The following is a 17569-nucleotide window of genomic DNA, read 5'->3' as shown; positions in this document are numbered from 1 at the left end:
ATGCGTATGGCTGGGCATATTCCAGAAGAAAAAGTAGATGAAATCCGCCAATCCACGGATATCGTGGATATTATTGGTGATTATGTAGAATTGAAAAAACAGGGTAGAAATTATTTTGGTTTGTGTCCTTTTCATGGAGAAAGCACTCCTTCTTTTTCCGTTTCTGCTGATAAGCAAATCTTCCATTGCTTTGGATGTGGAAAGGGAGGGAATGTGTACACCTTCCTTATGGAAATGGAAGGCTTCAACTTCATTCAGGCTATTAAACAACTGGCTGGCCAAGCACAAATAGATTTACCCGAGGAAGCTTCCCACGAGGATTCTTCACAAATAAGCACTGAATCTCAAAGTATCTTAGAAGCTCATCAATGGCTTGCGAAGTTGTACCATCATATGCTTCTTAATTCAAAAGAAGGTCAGGATGCTTATCAGTATTTAATTGACCGGGGATTTAGTGAAGAAACGATTAAAAAATACCAGATTGGATATTCACCGAATTCCAAAGAGTTTGTGGTCACGTTCCTTGAGAAAAAAGGGTTCCACCCTCAGACAATGGTAAAAGCAGGGTTGTTAAATTCCAATGATCAGGGAGAGTATGCCGATCGTTTTAGAGGCAGATTAATTTTTCCGCTTCGTAACCACTTAGGGAAAACGGTGGCATTTGCCGGGCGTTCACTGGGTCATCAAGAACCTAAGTATTTGAATAGTCCGGAAACGGAACTATTTCAGAAAAACAGGCTGCTTTACAACTTTGACCTGGCAAGAGGAGCAATTCGTAAACAGAAGTCCGTGATCTTATTTGAAGGATATGTTGATGTAATCTCTGCTGATCAGGCGGGCGTTCACAATGCCGTAGGTACGATGGGGACTTCGATCTCTAGTTCTCAGGCTAATCTTCTCAAACGTTATGTAGATCAGGTTATCATATGCTATGACGGCGATCAGCCAGGCGTAGAAGCTGCTGTGAAGGCTGGCCGACTGCTGAAAAACACTGGGTGTCAAACATTCGTAGCCAGAATTCCAGATGGGTTAGACCCCGATGATTTTATTCAAAAGCATGGTGGAGACCGCTTTAAAAGAGAAGTTTTGGACACGAGTGACACGTTCATCGCCTTTATCATGAGCTATCTTCGAAGAGATTATAATCTTCAGTTGGAAGGAGATCGAATTGCTTATATCGAAAAGGTACTACAGGAGGTCGCTCTCCTCGACCGGGCAGTAGAGAGAGAGCATTATTTAAATGAACTGGCCTCAGAGTTCCAGATGTCGGTCGATACTCTTAAAGAAGAAGTCCATCGCATCAGAGGTAAAAACACATTTAAACAGGATAACAAAGACCAAAACCGATATACTAACCGTACAAGTCAGTATTCTATTCAGAATAAACTCCTGCCGGCTTTTCATAATGCGGAAAGAAAGCTGATTGCCTATATGTTAAGAGATCCTTTCATAGCTGAGAAAGTTCAAGAGGAACTAGGAGGGGCATTTAATATTTCAGATCATCAGGTTATAGTGACCTATCTTTATGCCTACTATGAAGATGGTAATCAGTCAGATGTAAGTCAGTTCGTGGAAAAACTTGACGACCCATCTCTGAAAAATCTAGTAATTGAATTGGCTATGGCACCGGTTAGTGAAGAAGTGTCTGATCAGGAAATACATGATTACATTTTTCGGATTAAAGCTGAGCATAGTGACCGTACGGATATTAAAACCTTAGAAGATGATTTAAAGCGGGCGGAGCAGCAAAATGAACCCATTAAAGCTGCTGAAATTGCCATGAAGATCATTGAGAGGAAAAAAGAATTAAAAAACACCTAGATATAGTTGGTATAGATATGTTGGAAGGAGGGGGACATATGGCGGATAATAAGCAACAGCAGCCATCACGTTCTAAAGAAAAGGAAAGCAATAGTAATAATACAAATGAAATGACACTTGAACAAGCAAAAGATCAGGTGTTGGAAATAGGGAAAAAGCGAGGAGTACTTGCTTACGAGGAAGTAGCTGAAAAGCTATCAAGCTTTGAATTAGACTCTGATCAAATGGACGAATTTTATGAGCATTTGAACGAACAGGGTGTTGAAGTCATTGGTGATTCTGAGACTGACCCTAGTATGAAACAGTTAGATAAAGAAGAGGAGTTTGACCTTAACGACTTAAGCGTACCTCCAGGGGTCAAAATCAACGATCCAGTTCGAATGTATCTAAAAGAAATCGGACGTGTAAACCTCTTATCTGCTAAAGATGAAATCAGTCTCGCTCAGAGAATTGAAAATGGTGACGAAGAAGCCAAGAGAGATCTAGCTGAAGCTAACTTGCGTCTAGTTGTAAGTATCGCTAAAAGATATGTAGGCAGAGGGATGCTTTTTCTCGATTTAATTCAAGAAGGGAATATGGGTCTCATCAAAGCAGTAGAGAAATTTGATTATCGTAAAGGTTATAAGTTCAGTACGTATGCTACTTGGTGGATCAGACAGGCCATTACTCGTGCAATTGCAGACCAGGCTCGTACCATTCGTATTCCTGTACACATGGTAGAGACCATTAATAAACTCATTAGAGTACAGCGTCAGCTTTTACAAGATCTAGGACGTGAACCTACTCCAGAGGAAATCGCTCAGGATATGGAACTAACGCCGGACAAAGTACGAGAAATCCTGAAGATTGCTCAGGAACCAGTTTCGCTTGAAACTCCTATCGGAGAAGAAGATGATTCCCATCTTGGTGATTTCATTGAAGACCAGGAAGCTACATCCCCTTCCGATCATGCGGCGTATGAACTCTTGAAGGAGCAGTTGGAAGACGTTCTTGATACGCTTACAGACCGTGAAGAAAATGTATTACGCTTAAGATTTGGATTAGACGATGGACGAACGCGTACGCTTGAAGAAGTAGGGAAAGTATTTGGTGTAACGCGAGAGAGAATCCGCCAAATTGAAGCAAAAGCGCTCCGCAAGTTGAGACATCCAAGCCGAAGTAAACGTCTTAAAGACTTTATGGAATAAAAAGATGTGATGACTCAGGTATCCATCGTCTGCAGAGTGTTCAGATGGTGCCTGGGTTTTTTAATTCTTTAACTGGCGGGGGATACAGTGTATGAAAGAAAATCGACTAGAAACCATTGTTAATGAAATCCATTATTGGAAAGAGCATCGACTACTTCCCCGTGAATATTGCGATTTTCTGTTAGCTCTATACACCGAGGGTCAAAAAAACAGCAGCGACAGAGATATAGAGTTCATGAACTCTAAAAGAAATCCACTCATGCTGATGATTTCAATTTTAACCCTTATTTTGTTACCCCTTTCATTTCTTGTCATTTATTTTACTGAAATGAACCTCATATTGCAAACAGGGCTTTTGTCGACTTTTGTTTTCACTGCTTTTCTGACTCTCCGGCAGGTAAGAAGTACCTATACTGGAATTTATCATATCCCATTAATTACAGGATTACTTATAGGCTTACTACTTTTCTTAAATTTGGTTTCCAGTCTCTCAATCAGTTCTCAATGGATATATGGAATGGCGAGCCTTCACTGTCTCCTTTGGATGGGGATTGGTGTGCGATGGAGAATTCATTATCTCATGATATCAAGCGTTATAGGAATTCTTTTCCTTTGTCTAGCTGCTGTTTTGTAACTTTTCACAAGTTATCTCTTTAATAAGTGGAACTTTTCAAGTAAAATAAATATAGCCGAATAGATTTGCCCATACTAACTTAAGGAATACATAAGGAGGATACAACTAATGAGAAGAAACCCTGTGATTCCATTTGCTATTATCGCTGTCTTAGGTATAGTAGCTATGATCATCGTTTCTGCTGCAGGGATTAACCAGCGCGAAGCGATTCAAAATGAGGAAGAAAATGGTGGAGAACAACAACAGGAAGAGGCAGCCAATGCCAATCCTGAAGAAATGTTCCAATCTAAATGTGCCAGTTGTCATGGTGGTAACTTAGAAGGTGGAGCAGGTCCTAATTTAACGGAAGTGGGAAGCCGTTATTCTGCTGATGAAATTAAAGATATCATACTCAATGGTAAAGGATCTCAAATGCCTGCCGGGCTCTATACAGGTGAACAGGCCACAGCATTAGCAGAATGGTTAGCGGAAAAGAAATAGTTACTTATACTTGAAAAGCTTTCTGTGACAATCAGAAAGCTTTTCTTTATTATGAGAGGGAAGAGTGAATATGAATGTCAATCAGTTATCCAAACGACTTACTAATGTAGCCTTAAAATTACCGAGGGGTGCTTTTTTTGCTGATATCGGCTCGGATCACGCTTATCTTCCATGTTATGTTTGCTTGAACGATCCTTCTGCTAAGGCAATAGCAGGAGAAGTTAATCACGGACCTTACAAGAGTGCATGGAAAGAAGTGGAAAATCATGATTTGGAAGGTCGTATAGACGTTCGTCTGGGAAATGGTTTACACGTTTTAAATAACAATGAAGTCCGCCAGGTTGTGATTGCAGGAATGGGTGGCCCCTTAATAAGGGATATTTTAGAAAGTGGCAAGGAGAAGCTTTCTGAAACCGAACGAATTATAGCTCAGCCTAATATAGATGCTCGTTCGGTAAGACAATGGTTTTTTCGAAACGGTTATGATTTAGTAGATGAAGTAATTCTCGAAGAAAACGGCCATATATATGAAATTCTAGTAGGTGACAGAGGAGAGCCAGCTGCTTCTTATGATTCTTCACAATTGGAGAAACAATTATGGCTTGGTCCTCATCTTCTGAAAAAAGCTGAAGAGGTATTTCTTAGGAAGTGTAAAATGGAACTTGAGAAAAAAGAGTATGTTCTCTCTCAAGTTAAGCAGGCTAGTGTGGTAAATGAAGAGAAAATTCTCCAATTACAAAAAGAGATTAGTTGGTTAAAGGAGGCAACTGAATAATGTCGAATCGAACGTTATCAGCTAGTGAAATTATTAAGTCTTTTGAAGAATGGTCTCCAAAGCACCTGGCTTTTGATTGGGATAATGTCGGACTTCAAGTAGGCACACTGAATAAACCAGTAAAGAAAGTGATGGTAACACTTGATGTACTTGAGAATGTAGTAGATGAGGCTATTGAGAAGCAAGTTGATTTAATTGTTGCTCATCACCCTTTGTTGTTTGTAAAGTTAAATCAAATAAATTTTGACACTCCGAAGGGCAGAGTCATTCAAAAACTTATCAAACATGACATTACGGTCTACGCTGCTCATACTAATCTAGATGTAGCAGCAGGCGGAGTTAACGATGTAATGGCAGCAGCCATTGGTCTTGAGGACACCTCTCCTTTAGTGACAACCGGGCAGGATGAACTAGTTAAACTGACAGTTTTTGTACCGGAAGAACATGCGGAAGAAGTAAGAAATTCAATCAGCGAGGCAGGGGCTGGTCATATAGGACAGTACAGCCATTGTACGTATCAGTTATCGGGCCAAGGTACCTTTAAGCCTCAAGAAGGCTCAACTCCCTACATTGGACAGGTAGACGATCTTGAGATAGTAGAGGAGAAACGAATTGAAACTATTGTACCTAAATCAAAATTAAATGGTGTGTTGACTGCAATGGAGAAAGCTCACCCTTATGAAGAAGTTGCTTATGATCTTTATCCTCTTTTGAACCAAGGAGAAGATAAAGGTGTGGGACGTATAGGCCGCTTTAAAGAACCGATTGAACTAAAGGAATTGTGTGAAAAAGTAAAAGAAAAATACAACGTCCCAGCTGTACGGATGACGGGTGAAGGTTCAAAAGTGATCAAAAAAGCTGCTCTTCTTGGGGGCAGCGGAGAAAAGTATATCCATGCAGCAAAAGCGAACGGAGCAGATGTTTATATTACAGGGGACATGACTTTTCATGCAGCTCAAGATGCTATGGAAATGGGACTTTCAATAATTGATCCTGGCCACCATGTAGAGAAGGTAGTCTGCGCTGAGATTAAGAAATACCTAGAAGAAAAATGGCCTCAGGGTCTATCTGTTATTCTTTCTGAATCCAATACGGAACCTTTTACTTTTGTGTAGAGAGATCAGGATGCTTTCAATAAACAAGTTAAGAAATTGCCTCCGTGTTAATTGTAACCAATCTCCTGAATGACTTAGATTCGATTTCAAGCCATTGGCAGGAAGTAAAGTTTAAAGATATAGATATAATAAAAATGTGCGGACATTCTATGTCCGCACAGCTTGTTAGATCAGTTATTCTTTTGCTTGGCTTTTCTTTTTAGTTTTAACACGCGGGAGAATTTTCTTCTGTTCCACTTTGGATTCGCGAATCCAGGTGTCCACGTCATTTAAGTCATATTGTTCAATGAATTTTATAACTTCTTTAGTTATTGGGGTAGGGGTGGAAGCGCCTGCTGTAACGGCAACCTTCTGAACGCCTTCCAGCCAGTCGAGGTCAATTTCGGTTACATCACTTATACGATATGCCTGAGTACCAGCTTTTTCCATGGAGACTTGAGCTAAGCGATTTGAATTATTACTTTTAGGATCTCCTACAACTAAAGTAAGATCAGCTTCACTAGCCTGTTCAGACACAGCTTCCTGGCGTACCTGAGTAGCCATACAAATTTCCTGATGTTTTTCCAGCTGAGGATACTTTTCTTTCGCTTTTTCCATTACATCATAAACATCCCATTGGCTCATGGTTGTCTGGTTAGTAACCATTAATTTATCGTGATCGATATTAAGATTTTCTACATCTTCTTCCGTTTGGACAAGATGTACTTTACCTGGAGCAACACCCATAGCCCCTTCAGGTTCAGGGTGGCCTTTTTTACCGACATAAATAATCTCGTAGCCTTCAGCTACTTTATCCCGAATTAAATTATGCGTGTTTGTCACGTCGGGACAAGTTGCATCCAGAGCAGTAAGACCCTTTTCTTTTGCACGCTCTTTAACTTCAGGTGAAACTCCATGAGCTGTAAAAATAACTGTGCCCTCGTTAATTCCGTCCAATAGGTCCATGCGGTTTTTACCGTCCACGGTAATAATACCTTCGTCTTCAAAAGCTTGGGTAACATGTGAGTTGTGTACAATCATTCCTAAAATATATATAGGGCGAGGCAGGTTCGGGTCTTTTGCTGCATTCTGTGCAATGACCATGGCATCCACCACACCATAACAATAACCGCGAGGGGCGATTTTAATGACTTCCATTATTTAAAGTCCTCCTCTTTATCCAATCCAATTGAATACTTTTACTTTACCATCCTTTATTATAAAGGCTAAATGGAAAGAAGACAAAGAATCTTGTCGCAGGTTGTCCTGTAATCGTGCATTTCTTCCCTCGCTCTATTATAATAGGATGAGAACATTTTACACTAAAGGAGTACAAAACATAATGAGTACACATAAATTTGAAGAATTTGCTATTACCCCAGTGATCAGTCGGATTATTGGGGAACTTGGTTTTCATGAACCTACACCTATACAGCGAGAGGTCATGCCTGCTGCTTTACGAGGTGAGAGCCTGATTGGACAATCACACACTGGCTCTGGAAAAACACACGCTTATCTATTATCACTCCTCAACAAAATTGACGATGATTCTTCGAACGTCCAATTTGTTATTACAGCTCCAACAAGGGAGCTGGCTATACAAATTCATGAAGAAGTAAAGAAAGCTATACAATTCGGTGGAAAAGATAAGGTTTGGCGCTCTAAGCTGCTAATTGGAGGTACGGATAAGCAAAAGATGGTCGATAAGCTTTCTTCTCAGCCTCCTCATATTATTGTAGGAACTCCGGGGAGAATTCTTGATATGGTAAAAGAAGAAGCTGTTGATTTGCATCAAGCCAAAGGGTTTGTACTGGATGAGGCTGATTTAATGCTTGATCTAGGTTTCATTGAAGAAGTAGATCAGATTTTGATTCGTATGGATCCTGATGTTCAAATTTTAGTTTTCTCAGCTACAATCCCTGAGCGCTTGCAGCCATTCCTCAAAAAATATCTAACTAACCCCTCCCTTATTCAGATTGAAGATGAAAAACCATCGCCTGAGTCTATGGAGCACAGATTAGTTCCTTTGCGTCATAAGAATCCTGCCGATATCATTATGGATATATCCGAAGCTATTCAGCCTTATCTTGCTATTATCTTTACAAATGGAAAAGACCATGCGGATGAATTAGCGGATGCTTTGCTCAGCCGCGGTCTTGAAGTCGGGATTCTTCATGGAGGCTTATCACCAAGAGAGCGAAAAAGGATGCTAAAGGAACTCCAAAATTTACGATACCAGTATATCGTAGCGACTGACTTAGCTTCTCGAGGGATCGATATTCAGGGAGTTAGTCACGTCATCAATGCTCAGATGCCTAAAGAAGAAGAATTTTATATTCACCGTGTAGGTAGAACTGCTCGTGCCGGCTTACAGGGAACTGCCATAAATCTATATAAGGAAGGAGATCTTCCTTTAATCCAGAAGCTTGAAAAAAGAGGACTTACTTTTAATTTCTATGAAGTGAAGAATGGAGAATGGAAAGAGGTTAATTCCTATAATGAACGCCAGACAAGAGAGAAAAAAGAAACAGATCTAGAAAAGAAAGCAAGACAAATGGTTCGTAAACCAAAAAAAGTGAAACCAGGATACAAGAAGAAAATGAAGAAAAAAGCAGATAATAACTTGAAAGGCCTTAAAAGAAATCAATACCGCAAAAAATAGGCATTAGGAAAGGAGTTTTAATTTGAAACTGGGGTCGCATGTTTCGATGAAAGGGAAAAAAATGCTTCTTGGAGCAAGTGAAGAGGCTGCATCATATGGATCTGGTACATTTATGATTTATACAGGAGCTCCTCAAAACACAAGGAGACGTCCTATAGAAGAATTAAATATTGAAGCTGGACAGGAGCATATGAAGTCGCATAATATCTCAGATATTGTGGTCCATGCTCCGTATATCATTAATATCGCTAATACAACTAAGCCTGAAACTTTCCAATTAGGTGTAGACTTCCTTCGAAATGAAATTGAACGCACAGAGGCTATAGGTGCAAAGCAGATCGTACTGCATCCTGGCTCTCATGTAGGACAAGGAGTGGAGAAAGGGCTTCCTAAGATAATTGAAGGTTTAAATGAAGTGCTTCATAAAGATCAGGAAGCCCAAATAGCGCTTGAGACAATGGCTGGCAAGGGATCTGAGATCGGCAGAAATTTTGAAGAAATAGCCAAAATTATTGATGGTGTCACATTGAATGAGAAACTATCCGTTTGTATGGATACATGCCACATTCATGATGCTGGTTATAACGTCGTCGAAGACTTTGATGGAGTCTTGAATGAGTTCGATAAAGTTGTAGGTCTGGACCGGTTAAAAGTCGTCCATGTGAATGACAGTAAAAATGTAAAGGGTGCTCAAAAAGACCGTCACGAAAACATTGGATTTGGACATATTGGTTTTAAAGCTTTACACCAGGTAGTCCATCACCCTTCCTTAAAGGACTTGCCTAAGATCCTTGAAACTCCCTATGTAGGGGAAGATAAGAAAAATAAAAAGCCTCCCTATGGCTTTGAAATAGAAATGTTCAAAGAAGGAAAATTTGATGAAGAGTTAAAGGATAAAATAATGAAGCAATAAAAAAAGGTGCGGATGCACCTTTTTTTATTTTAGGTATTATTTTTAACACGAACCAAATATTTACTTTTAATGTAAGGGACAATTACGTTCGAAAAAATAATTTAAAGATTACGTTATTTGGTCCATTACGTTAACCAATGTGCCACACCGTGTTCTTTGGCCAGTTCCATTAGAAGTCGATTAACAGAGCGGGCTGTATCTTTGGAAGTAATGGCAGCGAGTTTACTTAACATTTTCTTGCGTCCATCGGGATCAAAAGGGTTTTCCTTATTTTTTCTAAGAGCTTTGACAATTAATTCAGCTTCAGACTTTGATATAGGAATTTTGTATTGCTTACTGTAAGCCATTAAATCATGAACCGTCAGCTGTTTTAATTTTTTCATAACAAATTGTTGAGCTACTTGTTTCATTATTGATACTCCCTTTCGCACCAATGATTTAATACACCATATGAATTAAAAGAGAAGAACGTGTTAAGTTAAAATAATGGATATGCCAGAAAATCCCTCGTTAACAAAAGTGATTATGGAACATACTAATCGTGATTCTCCAAACAGAAAGTGAGGGTATCCTTATGTATGATCCGAAAAGTCCTGTTGAGAATCAGGAAACAGAGAAAGCTCCAGAGCATGGTGATGAATTGGAGCAAGTGCATGAGAATGACCAGCAGCCAGTTAATGATCATGGACGCGGTCCTTATCAACCAGTATATGGGGAAAGTTATGAAGAAGAATATGCCCAGGAAACGGCAGTATCGCCTATAGATGAACCTTTTCAAACTGAAGAAAAAGAGACAACCATGGAAAGTGATGTAAAAGTAGGTATGGGCTGGCTGGGGCTGAGTGCAGCCATTCTTTCTTTTTTCTTTGCTCCCCTCATATTAGGTGCCGCTGGCATCATATTAGGGATTATAGGAAAACGGCGAGGAGCTGATACGCTAGGGAACATGGCGATTATTATCAGTATTGTATCCATTGCTTTTTCCATATTCTTTGCTCCGATTTATAATCTGATCTAATTTCAGATTAAAAAAGGTGGACCGCTATGGTCCACCTTTTTTTATGCTTTTTGCTCCAATTTTTCTTTTTCGATACGCTGTTTCTCATAATGCTCTTCGGCGAGTTTATCGACTTCTTTTTTAAGCTCTTCCACCATAATATCTTCAGGAACCTTCCTGATAATCTCTCCATGGCGGAATAGAAGACCTTCTCCACGCGCGCCTGCGATACCTATATCTGCCTCCCGTGCTTCACCAGGGCCATTCACGGCACAGCCTAGTACTGCAACTTTAATAGGGGCTTGAATGGTTTGTATATATTCTTCAACTTCGTTTGCAATAGAAATTAAATCGATTTCGATACGTCCACAAGTTGGACAGGAAATCAAAGTAGCCGCGTTTGCAGCAAGCCCAAATGATTTAAGCAGCTCTTTAGCAGCTTTTACCTCTTCGACCGGGTCAGCACTAAGGCTAATACGCAATGTGCTTCCAATTCCTTTGCTCAAAATAGCGCCTAAACCTGCTGCACTCTTTATTGTACCTGCGTATAATGTACCTGATTCAGTTATACCTAAGTGAATCGGGTATGAGAATGCTTGTGCAGCTTTTTCATAGGCCTCAATGGCTAAGTGTACATCTGAAGCCTTCAGCGAAACGACGATGTCATGAAAATCTAGATCCTCTAGAATTTTAATGTGATGCAGGGCACTTTCAACCATACCGTCAGCAGTTGGATATCCATACTTCTCAAGGATGTGCCTTTCTAAGGAACCGGCATTAACTCCAATCCGAATAGGGATTCCTTTCTCTTTAGCAGCATTTACCACTGCTTCAACTTTTTCTCTTTTACCAATGTTTCCTGGATTGATACGGATTTTATCTGCACCGCCCTCAATTGCTTTCAGGGCTTTTCTATAATCAAAATGAATATCGACAACCAGCGGTATGTTAATACGTTTTTTAATTTCAGGTATAGCGTCTGCTGCACGGTCATCAGGGCATGCAACACGGACGACTTGGCAGCCCGCTTCTTCTAAACGTTTAATTTCAGCTACTGTAGCTTCCACATCGTGCGTTTTGGTAGTAGTCATTGATTGAATAACGACTTCATCAGCTCCGCCGATGGTCACGTCACCTACTTTTACAGGACGTGTATCTTTTCTGTGGGTAATTGCCATTTTCAAATCGCTCCTTTATATACTTACAAAAAAGGTGTGCTTCTTAACGTTCCAACCTTTATTATAAGGGCTTTTAACTTAAATGAGAAGTCAAGTCACTTAAATAAAGCCACTCCACATGTAAAACTATTGTAAATGTTTCTATTTTACATATCCAAGTTTAACAAATTATATTATGGAGGAAGCAAATAGTAAACTCAAGTAATATTTAATGAAACGAAAGTAGAGCCTTAATCGTACATATAGTATTCAGAAGATATACGGGAGGATGTGTTCATCGTGCTCGCATTTGATTGGATTGCTTTGTTTATTACCTTTTTAGGCACCATGTTTTTAATCGGTGAACTGCTGGTTAACATGAAAGGGATCTTTGCAATTATTGGTTTTGGGTTCATAACCGTTTATTTCTCAAGTTACCTAGCAACAGACATGTTTATCATTATGATGCTTGTCTACTTTCTCGGCATCATTCTTATGGTTATTGATGGGAAGCTGATAAATGATGGCACACTTGCTACGATCGGGGCGGCCGTCATGGTTATAGCGGTAGGATTTAGCGCTCCCAATTGGGTGGCAGGCTTGTATAGTATTATTGGAGTCATTTTAGGCGGTGCCGCTTCCCTGTTATTCCTGAAAGTATTTAAACATAGGAAGATGTGGACAAAAATTACGCTGAGGGACCAACTATCATCAGAGATGGGATACAATTCCATGAAAGAAAGTTATCAATTTCTTGTGAATAAAAAAGGCAAGGCTTTGACTGACATGAGGCCGGTAGGAACAATAAAGATCGAAGAAGAAGATTATAGTGCTGTTTCAAATGGACAGTGGATTTCAAAAGATGATGAAATAAAAGTGGTTTCTGTAGATGGAACTAGAATATTAGTGAAAAAGATCTGAATAGGTAAAAAAACAAAATAACCGCTCGTAGAACACTCTATCCCCCTTTGATTGGGTAATATAACTCAAAGGGGGATAGAGTGTTTTTTATTTGAAAAATAAACCAGTCTCAATGAATGAGTTTAACTAGAATAAACTTTGGAAGGAAGACATCAAGATAGAAGTTTAAATAATACATTCAAAAGCAGGGGTTATTTACTATAGGTACTTAGCTATAAGCTCCACATATCAAACGATTATTGCACCTTCATAAACCTAATGTAAATTTAATGTTAAGATTCACAGATATCCTTTACAAATAAAATATCTTTCGTTAATAATGAAAAAGGTGTTTTTAAAAGAGAGAAAATGTTGAAACTTGGATGAAGAAAGGGTGCGGACTAATGGAGATAGACGTTCAAAAGATGATTTTTGAATTTATTGGCGGTCTTGGTATCTTCCTGTTTGGTATAAAGTACATGGGGGACGGACTGCAGAAAGTAGCAGGGGATCGTTTGCGTGAAATGCTGGATCGCTTTACCAGTAATCCGCTAATGGGGGTTATTGCTGGTGCTGTAGTAACTATGCTTGTGCAAAGTAGTTCAACAACTACAGTGCTGACGGTAGGACTGGTTAACGCAGGTTTTATGACCTTTAGGCAGGCTATTGGCGTAATCATGGGGGCTAATATTGGGACAACCATGACTGCCTTTATTATTGGAATTGACGTTAAAGAATATGGTCTTCCAATCTTGGCCGTTGGGTCTTTATTAATTTTCTTCTTTAAAAATAAGAAAGTGACAAACATTGGCCAGACAGTCTTTGGATTGGGAGCTTTATTTTTCGGGCTTGAAACAATGAGTGGAGGTATGAAACCACTCCGATCTTTAGAAGCTTTTAAAGAGCTTACTTTAAGTATGAGTGATAATCCTGTATTAGGAGTAGTAATTGGAACGTTATTTACTGTTATTGTTCAAAGTTCAAGTGCTACTATCGGGATTCTTCAGGGTCTCTTTGGAGAAGGATTAGTAGATATCCAAGCAGCTTTGCCAGTATTGTTTGGAGATAATATTGGTACAACGATTACCGCTGTAATTGCTGCTATTGGAGCTAGTGTCGGTGCCAAACGTGCGGCTTTTGTTCACGTAATCTTTAACGTCTTAGGAGCTACAGTCTTTCTCTTACTGCTAAAACCTTTCACATCCTATGTGAATTGGCTGCAAGGGTATTTAGATTTAGGGCCTGAGATGACCATTGCTTTTGCGCATGGATCTTTTAACATTGCGAATACAATAGTTCAGTTTCCTTTCGTAGCTGTATTAGCCTGGATAGTTATCAAATTAGTTCCTGGAGAAGATTCCCTAATTGAATTTAAACCGCAGCACCTAGATCCGATTTTTATTGAACAATCTCCTTCACTTGCTCTTGACCAGGCAAAAGAAGAGGTAGTCCGAATGGGACAGTATGCCTATAAGGGACTGGAAGAGACCAGTCTATATTTAAATAATAAACAGCAAAAACACTCGGAAATTGCGATGCAGATTGAGGACGCTCTCAATAACCTGGATCGAAAGATAACCGATTATTTAATTGACTTATCTCAAGCTTCCTTAACAGACGAAGAAAGTCAAAAACATTCAGCATTAATGGATTCGGTTCGGGACCTCGAACGAATAGGAGATCACTTTGAAAACATTATCGAACTTATCGATTATAAAAACTCTAATAAAGTTTACTTGACCCCTCAAGCTATTGATGACTTGAATACAATGTTTGATCTTACTTTAATGACTGTAAAACAAGCAACCAGAGCACTTGAAACCATGAATAGAGAAGAGGCTTTAGCTGTAGTTCAGAAGGAAAATGAACTTGATCGCATGGAACGCAGTTACCGTAAAAAGCACATCATCCGCTTAAATGAAGGTGTGTGTACGGGACAAGCTGGTATCGTATTCGTGGATATGGTCAGCAATTTAGAACGTATTGGTGATCACGCTGTAAACATCGCAGAAGAAGTTCTTGGCGAAAAAGAAAGTTTGTAAATCATTTTGAAGGCAGCTGAACAAAGTTTTCAGCTGCCTTTTATAAAAAAGTCTTGAAAGCTTTAAGAGACCGTGCTATATTATTCCTGTCGCTAATTAAAGAGCAAAAAAAGTTGTTGACAAAACATTGAAATGATGATAAATTAATAAATGTCGCTTCAAACACGAAGCTACTTATTATTACATTCATGGCGGTGTAGCTCAGCTGGCTAGAGCGTACGGTTCATACCCGTGAGGTCGTGGGTTCGATTCCCTCCACCGCCACCATTTATTACATAATTAAACTTTCATTACGGCGGTTGTGGCGAAGTGGTTAACGCACCGGATTGTGGTTCCGGCACTCGTGGGTTCGATTCCCATCAGCCGCCCCAAGTGGACCCTTAGCTCAGCTGGTTAGAGCTATCGGCTCATAACCGATCGGTCGCAGGTTCGAGTCCTGCAGGGTCCACCATTATTTTCATACGGAGGAGTACCCAAGTTTGGCTGAAGGGAGCGGTCTTGAAAACCGCCAGGAGCTTTACGGCTCGCGGGGGTTCGAATCCCTCCTCCTCCGCCATGATACATATAATGCGAAAGGTTCCTCCGAAATAATTAGATTAATTACTTGTAGTATGGCTCGGTAGCTCAGTCGGTAGAGCAACGGACTGAAAATCCGTGTGTCGGCGGTTCGATTCCGTCCCGAGCCACTTTTATCAGATGTGAAAAACCAAGCCTGCATTGGCTTGGTTTTTTTATGTTTTAATTTATTCAATACGGGAAATCTTAATAGCGGAAGTCAAAAGTATTCCAAACGGAAAGTTGCATATTATTTGCAAGTAGATTTCCGGTTTGATAATGTAAAATCATGAAGTTATGCAAAGAGCATACTTTTGGTTTTACATATTAATTTAAGGAGGAGTTATACTATGGCCAAATTTGAATTACCAGAACTACCTTATGCTTACGATGCACTAGAACCTACCATCGATAAGGAAACGATGAACATCCACCATACGAAACACCATAACACTTACGTGACTAAGCTTAACAATGCATTAGAAGGTCATGCGGATCTTCAGGACAAATCACTGGAAGAATTGTTAGCCAACAATCTTGCAGCTGTACCAGAGGATATTCGTACGCCTGTACGCCGTAATGGAGGCGGACATGCAAACCACAGTCTTTTCTGGACAATTATGTCTCCGAATGGCGGTGGCGAGCCAACAGGTGATTTAGCAACTGCGATTAATGATACTTTCGGAAGCTTAGATCAATTTAAAGAAAAATTCGAAACAACTGCTAAGGGTCGTTTCGGTTCAGGCTGGGCCTGGTTAGTCGTAAACAACGGCAGCCTTGAAGTAATCGATACGTTAAATCAGGATTCACCGATTATGGAAGGTAAGACTCCGATCCTTGGACTTGATGTTTGGGAACACGCTTACTATCTGAATTACCAAAACCGTCGCCCAGACTACGTTGCAGCATTCTGGAACGTAGTAAATTGGGATGAAGTGGCAAAACGCTACGACGCAGCTAAATAAAAAATTCCAAAGAAGAGACCTGGATTTCTATCCAGGTCTCTTCTTTTTGCATATCTCTTTTTGTTCTGCCAACACTAATGTAGAACACAAAGGAGACATGGATATGGTGAGCAGGCTGCGAGCGTGGTTGAGCCACGAAAACGTTTCGAAAGATTTACTGTTGTTGCTTTTAATTGGAGGTTTATACTCTCTCGGGATTTTTTTATCCAGTACATTTGTGAATATTTATTTGTGGAAACAATCAAACAGTTATACAGACATAGCTCTATATAATTTAAGTATTTATGTATTACAGCCCTTGACTTTTATATTTGCTGGTAAGTGTGCCAAACATATTGACAGAGTCATCGTTCTGCGTACAGGGGTGATTGTTCTTTCATTATTTTTCTTGACCGTACTTATTGTAGGAGAGAACGCTGCCAAGTTTAATATCATGCTCGGTGCATTGCTTGGGGTGGGATATGGCTTTTACTGGCTGGCCTACAACGTATTAACTTTTGAGATAACGGAACCTGATACGCGAGACTTTTTTAATGGGTTTTTAGGTGTTCTGCAATCTTTAGGCGGGATGACAGGACCGCTACTGGCAGGTTTTATTATTTCACGTTTAAACAACTTCACAGGGTACACGGTTATTTTTGCGGTGTCCTTTGGTCTCTTTATAGTGGCGGTTCTTGTGAGCTTTGGATTATCCAGAAGAAAAGCAAAAGGGAATTTTTCTTTTCGGAGAATCATTAACGAAAGGAAAAATAATCTCAATTGGAAACGCATATTAAACGCACATGTATCCCAGGGTTTTCGAGAAGGGACTTTTTTATTTGCGGTGTCCATATGGATTTTCTTAATGACACGTAACGAATTGTCCTTAGGTTTTTTTAATCTTGTTTATTCTGGATTCTCTTTCCTGTTTTATTTTCTAGTTACCCGTCTTGTAAAACCGAGACGAAGAAAAAAAGCTATCTTTATAGCTGGTCTTTCTCTTTATCTTAGCGTGTTAATTTTGCTGGTAAGCAAAAGTATGACTTTGTTATTGCTCTATGGGGCAATTGCAGGCATCTTCTTTCCATTATTGTACGTGCCCTATATATCCTTAACTTATGATGTTATTGGGAAGTCATGGAACGCCGGAGAGATGAGAATCGAATACATTGTAGTTAGGGAGCTGTTTCTAAACTTAGGACGCGTTCTCTCCATAATTGTATTCCTGCTCGCAATTGTATTCATTACTCCTGAGACGGGGATTCCCTATATATTATTACTGGTAGGTGGAGGCCACTTTTTAATTTATTTCTTTATAAAAGATATCGACACAAAAGTAGTTCCGTCTTCTCACAATTGAAACTATCTTCCCTCATCGTACTGATGATATAATATAGGAAGAATTTTG

The 17569-nt window shown here is 39.7% G+C and carries 16 protein-coding genes and 5 tRNA genes; 18 read left to right on the top strand and 3 right to left on the bottom strand.

Annotated features, from left to right (window positions below):
- Positions 1–6: 6 nt before the first annotated feature.
- The 6 genes from dnaG (at position 7) to LCM11_RS03165 (ending at position 6012) form a co-directional block, all read left to right on the top strand.
- Positions 7–1821 (top strand): DNA primase, encoded by a 1815-nt coding sequence (gene dnaG / locus LCM11_RS03190; RefSeq protein WP_224892807.1) that lies wholly within the window; start codon positions 7–9, stop codon positions 1819–1821.
- Positions 1822–1859: 38 nt separating this feature from the next.
- On the top strand, positions 1860–3008 hold the full coding sequence (gene rpoD, locus LCM11_RS03185) for an RNA polymerase sigma factor RpoD (RefSeq protein ID WP_224892806.1): 1149 nt from the start codon (positions 1860–1862) through the stop codon (positions 3006–3008).
- Between the two features lie 91 nt (positions 3009–3099).
- Complete coding sequence (locus LCM11_RS03180) at positions 3100–3642, top strand: hypothetical protein (RefSeq protein WP_224892805.1); 543 nt, start codon at positions 3100–3102, stop codon at positions 3640–3642.
- 108 nt (positions 3643–3750) lie between these two features.
- Positions 3751–4122: a cytochrome c550 gene (gene cccA, locus LCM11_RS03175; RefSeq protein ID WP_224892804.1), complete on the top strand. Its 372-nt coding sequence runs from the start codon at positions 3751–3753 to the stop codon at positions 4120–4122.
- 70 nt (positions 4123–4192) lie between these two features.
- Positions 4193–4897 (top strand): tRNA (adenine(22)-N(1))-methyltransferase, encoded by a 705-nt coding sequence (locus LCM11_RS03170; RefSeq protein WP_224892803.1) that lies wholly within the window; start codon positions 4193–4195, stop codon positions 4895–4897.
- The gene (locus tag LCM11_RS03165) at positions 4897–6012 is read left to right on the top strand and encodes a Nif3-like dinuclear metal center hexameric protein (protein ID WP_224892802.1); all 1116 of its coding nucleotides are present in this window, start codon (positions 4897–4899) and stop codon (positions 6010–6012) included. Before LCM11_RS03170 ends, LCM11_RS03165 begins: the two co-directional genes overlap by 1 nt.
- A gap of 174 nt (positions 6013–6186) precedes the next feature.
- Here LCM11_RS03165 and LCM11_RS03160 read toward each other — a convergent pair whose 3' ends face one another.
- Entirely contained in the window at positions 6187–7149 is a 963-nt protein-coding gene (locus LCM11_RS03160) for a 4-hydroxy-3-methylbut-2-enyl diphosphate reductase (RefSeq protein WP_224892801.1), read from the bottom strand.
- A 184-nt stretch (positions 7150–7333) separates the two neighbouring features.
- Here LCM11_RS03160 and LCM11_RS03155 point away from each other — a divergent pair, with 184 nt between their 5' ends.
- Both LCM11_RS03155 and LCM11_RS03150 read left to right on the top strand, forming a co-directional pair.
- Complete coding sequence (locus tag LCM11_RS03155; RefSeq protein WP_224892800.1) at positions 7334–8653, top strand: DEAD/DEAH box helicase; 1320 nt, start codon at positions 7334–7336, stop codon at positions 8651–8653.
- Positions 8654–8675: 22 nt separating this feature from the next.
- Positions 8676–9566 carry a deoxyribonuclease IV gene (locus LCM11_RS03150; RefSeq protein WP_224892799.1) on the top strand — a complete coding sequence of 297 codons (891 nt, stop codon included), beginning with the start codon at positions 8676–8678 and terminating at the stop codon, positions 9564–9566.
- A gap of 125 nt (positions 9567–9691) precedes the next feature.
- Here the strand turns inward: LCM11_RS03150 and LCM11_RS03145 are convergent, their stop codons facing one another.
- On the bottom strand, positions 9692–9976 hold the full coding sequence (locus LCM11_RS03145) for a DUF2624 domain-containing protein (protein WP_224892798.1): 285 nt from the start codon (positions 9974–9976) through the stop codon (positions 9692–9694).
- Positions 9977–10140: 164 nt separating this feature from the next.
- On the opposite strand from LCM11_RS03145, the gene LCM11_RS03140 reads away from it, so the two are divergent.
- Positions 10141–10584: a hypothetical protein gene (locus LCM11_RS03140; RefSeq protein WP_224892797.1), complete on the top strand. Its 444-nt coding sequence runs from the start codon at positions 10141–10143 to the stop codon at positions 10582–10584.
- Positions 10585–10625: 41 nt separating this feature from the next.
- On the opposite strand, the gene ispG is transcribed toward LCM11_RS03140, so the two are convergent.
- Positions 10626–11735, bottom strand: coding sequence for a flavodoxin-dependent (E)-4-hydroxy-3-methylbut-2-enyl-diphosphate synthase (gene ispG / locus LCM11_RS03135; protein ID WP_224893082.1), 1110 nt, complete (start codon positions 11733–11735; stop codon positions 10626–10628).
- 285 nt (positions 11736–12020) lie between these two features.
- On the opposite strand from ispG, the gene LCM11_RS03130 reads away from it, so the two are divergent.
- The 9 genes from LCM11_RS03130 to LCM11_RS03090 all read left to right on the top strand — a co-directional run bounded on the left by LCM11_RS03130 (position 12021) and on the right by LCM11_RS03090 (position 17521).
- Positions 12021–12641 carry an NfeD family protein gene (locus tag LCM11_RS03130; protein ID WP_224892796.1) on the top strand — a complete coding sequence of 207 codons (621 nt, stop codon included), beginning with the start codon at positions 12021–12023 and terminating at the stop codon, positions 12639–12641.
- A gap of 383 nt (positions 12642–13024) precedes the next feature.
- Positions 13025–14662 (top strand): Na/Pi cotransporter family protein, encoded by a 1638-nt coding sequence (locus LCM11_RS03125; RefSeq protein WP_224892795.1) that lies wholly within the window; start codon positions 13025–13027, stop codon positions 14660–14662.
- Positions 14663–14852: 190 nt separating this feature from the next.
- Positions 14853–14929: transfer RNA gene (locus tag LCM11_RS03120), tRNA-Met, on the top strand.
- Positions 14930–14957: 28 nt separating this feature from the next.
- Positions 14958–15033: transfer RNA gene (locus LCM11_RS03115), tRNA-His, on the top strand.
- Between the two features lie 3 nt (positions 15034–15036).
- Positions 15037–15113: transfer RNA gene (locus LCM11_RS03110), tRNA-Ile, on the top strand.
- A gap of 12 nt (positions 15114–15125) precedes the next feature.
- Positions 15126–15218, top strand: a tRNA-Ser gene (locus LCM11_RS03105).
- A 57-nt stretch (positions 15219–15275) separates the two neighbouring features.
- Positions 15276–15348: transfer RNA gene (locus LCM11_RS03100), tRNA-Phe, on the top strand.
- A gap of 219 nt (positions 15349–15567) precedes the next feature.
- Positions 15568–16182: a superoxide dismutase gene (locus LCM11_RS03095; protein WP_089749139.1), complete on the top strand. Its 615-nt coding sequence runs from the start codon at positions 15568–15570 to the stop codon at positions 16180–16182.
- Between the two features lie 103 nt (positions 16183–16285).
- Positions 16286–17521, top strand: a complete 1236-nt coding sequence (locus LCM11_RS03090) for an MFS transporter (protein WP_224892794.1) — start codon at positions 16286–16288, stop codon at positions 17519–17521.
- Positions 17522–17569: the final 48 nt, after the last annotated feature.

This window comes from Halobacillus halophilus (genome assembly GCF_020171985.1).
Taxonomy (GTDB): domain Bacteria; phylum Bacillota; class Bacilli; order Bacillales; family Halobacillaceae; genus Halobacillus; species Halobacillus halophilus_A.
Note: the sequence above shows the minus strand (reverse complement) of the source record. Positions and strands in the feature narration are given on the sequence as shown.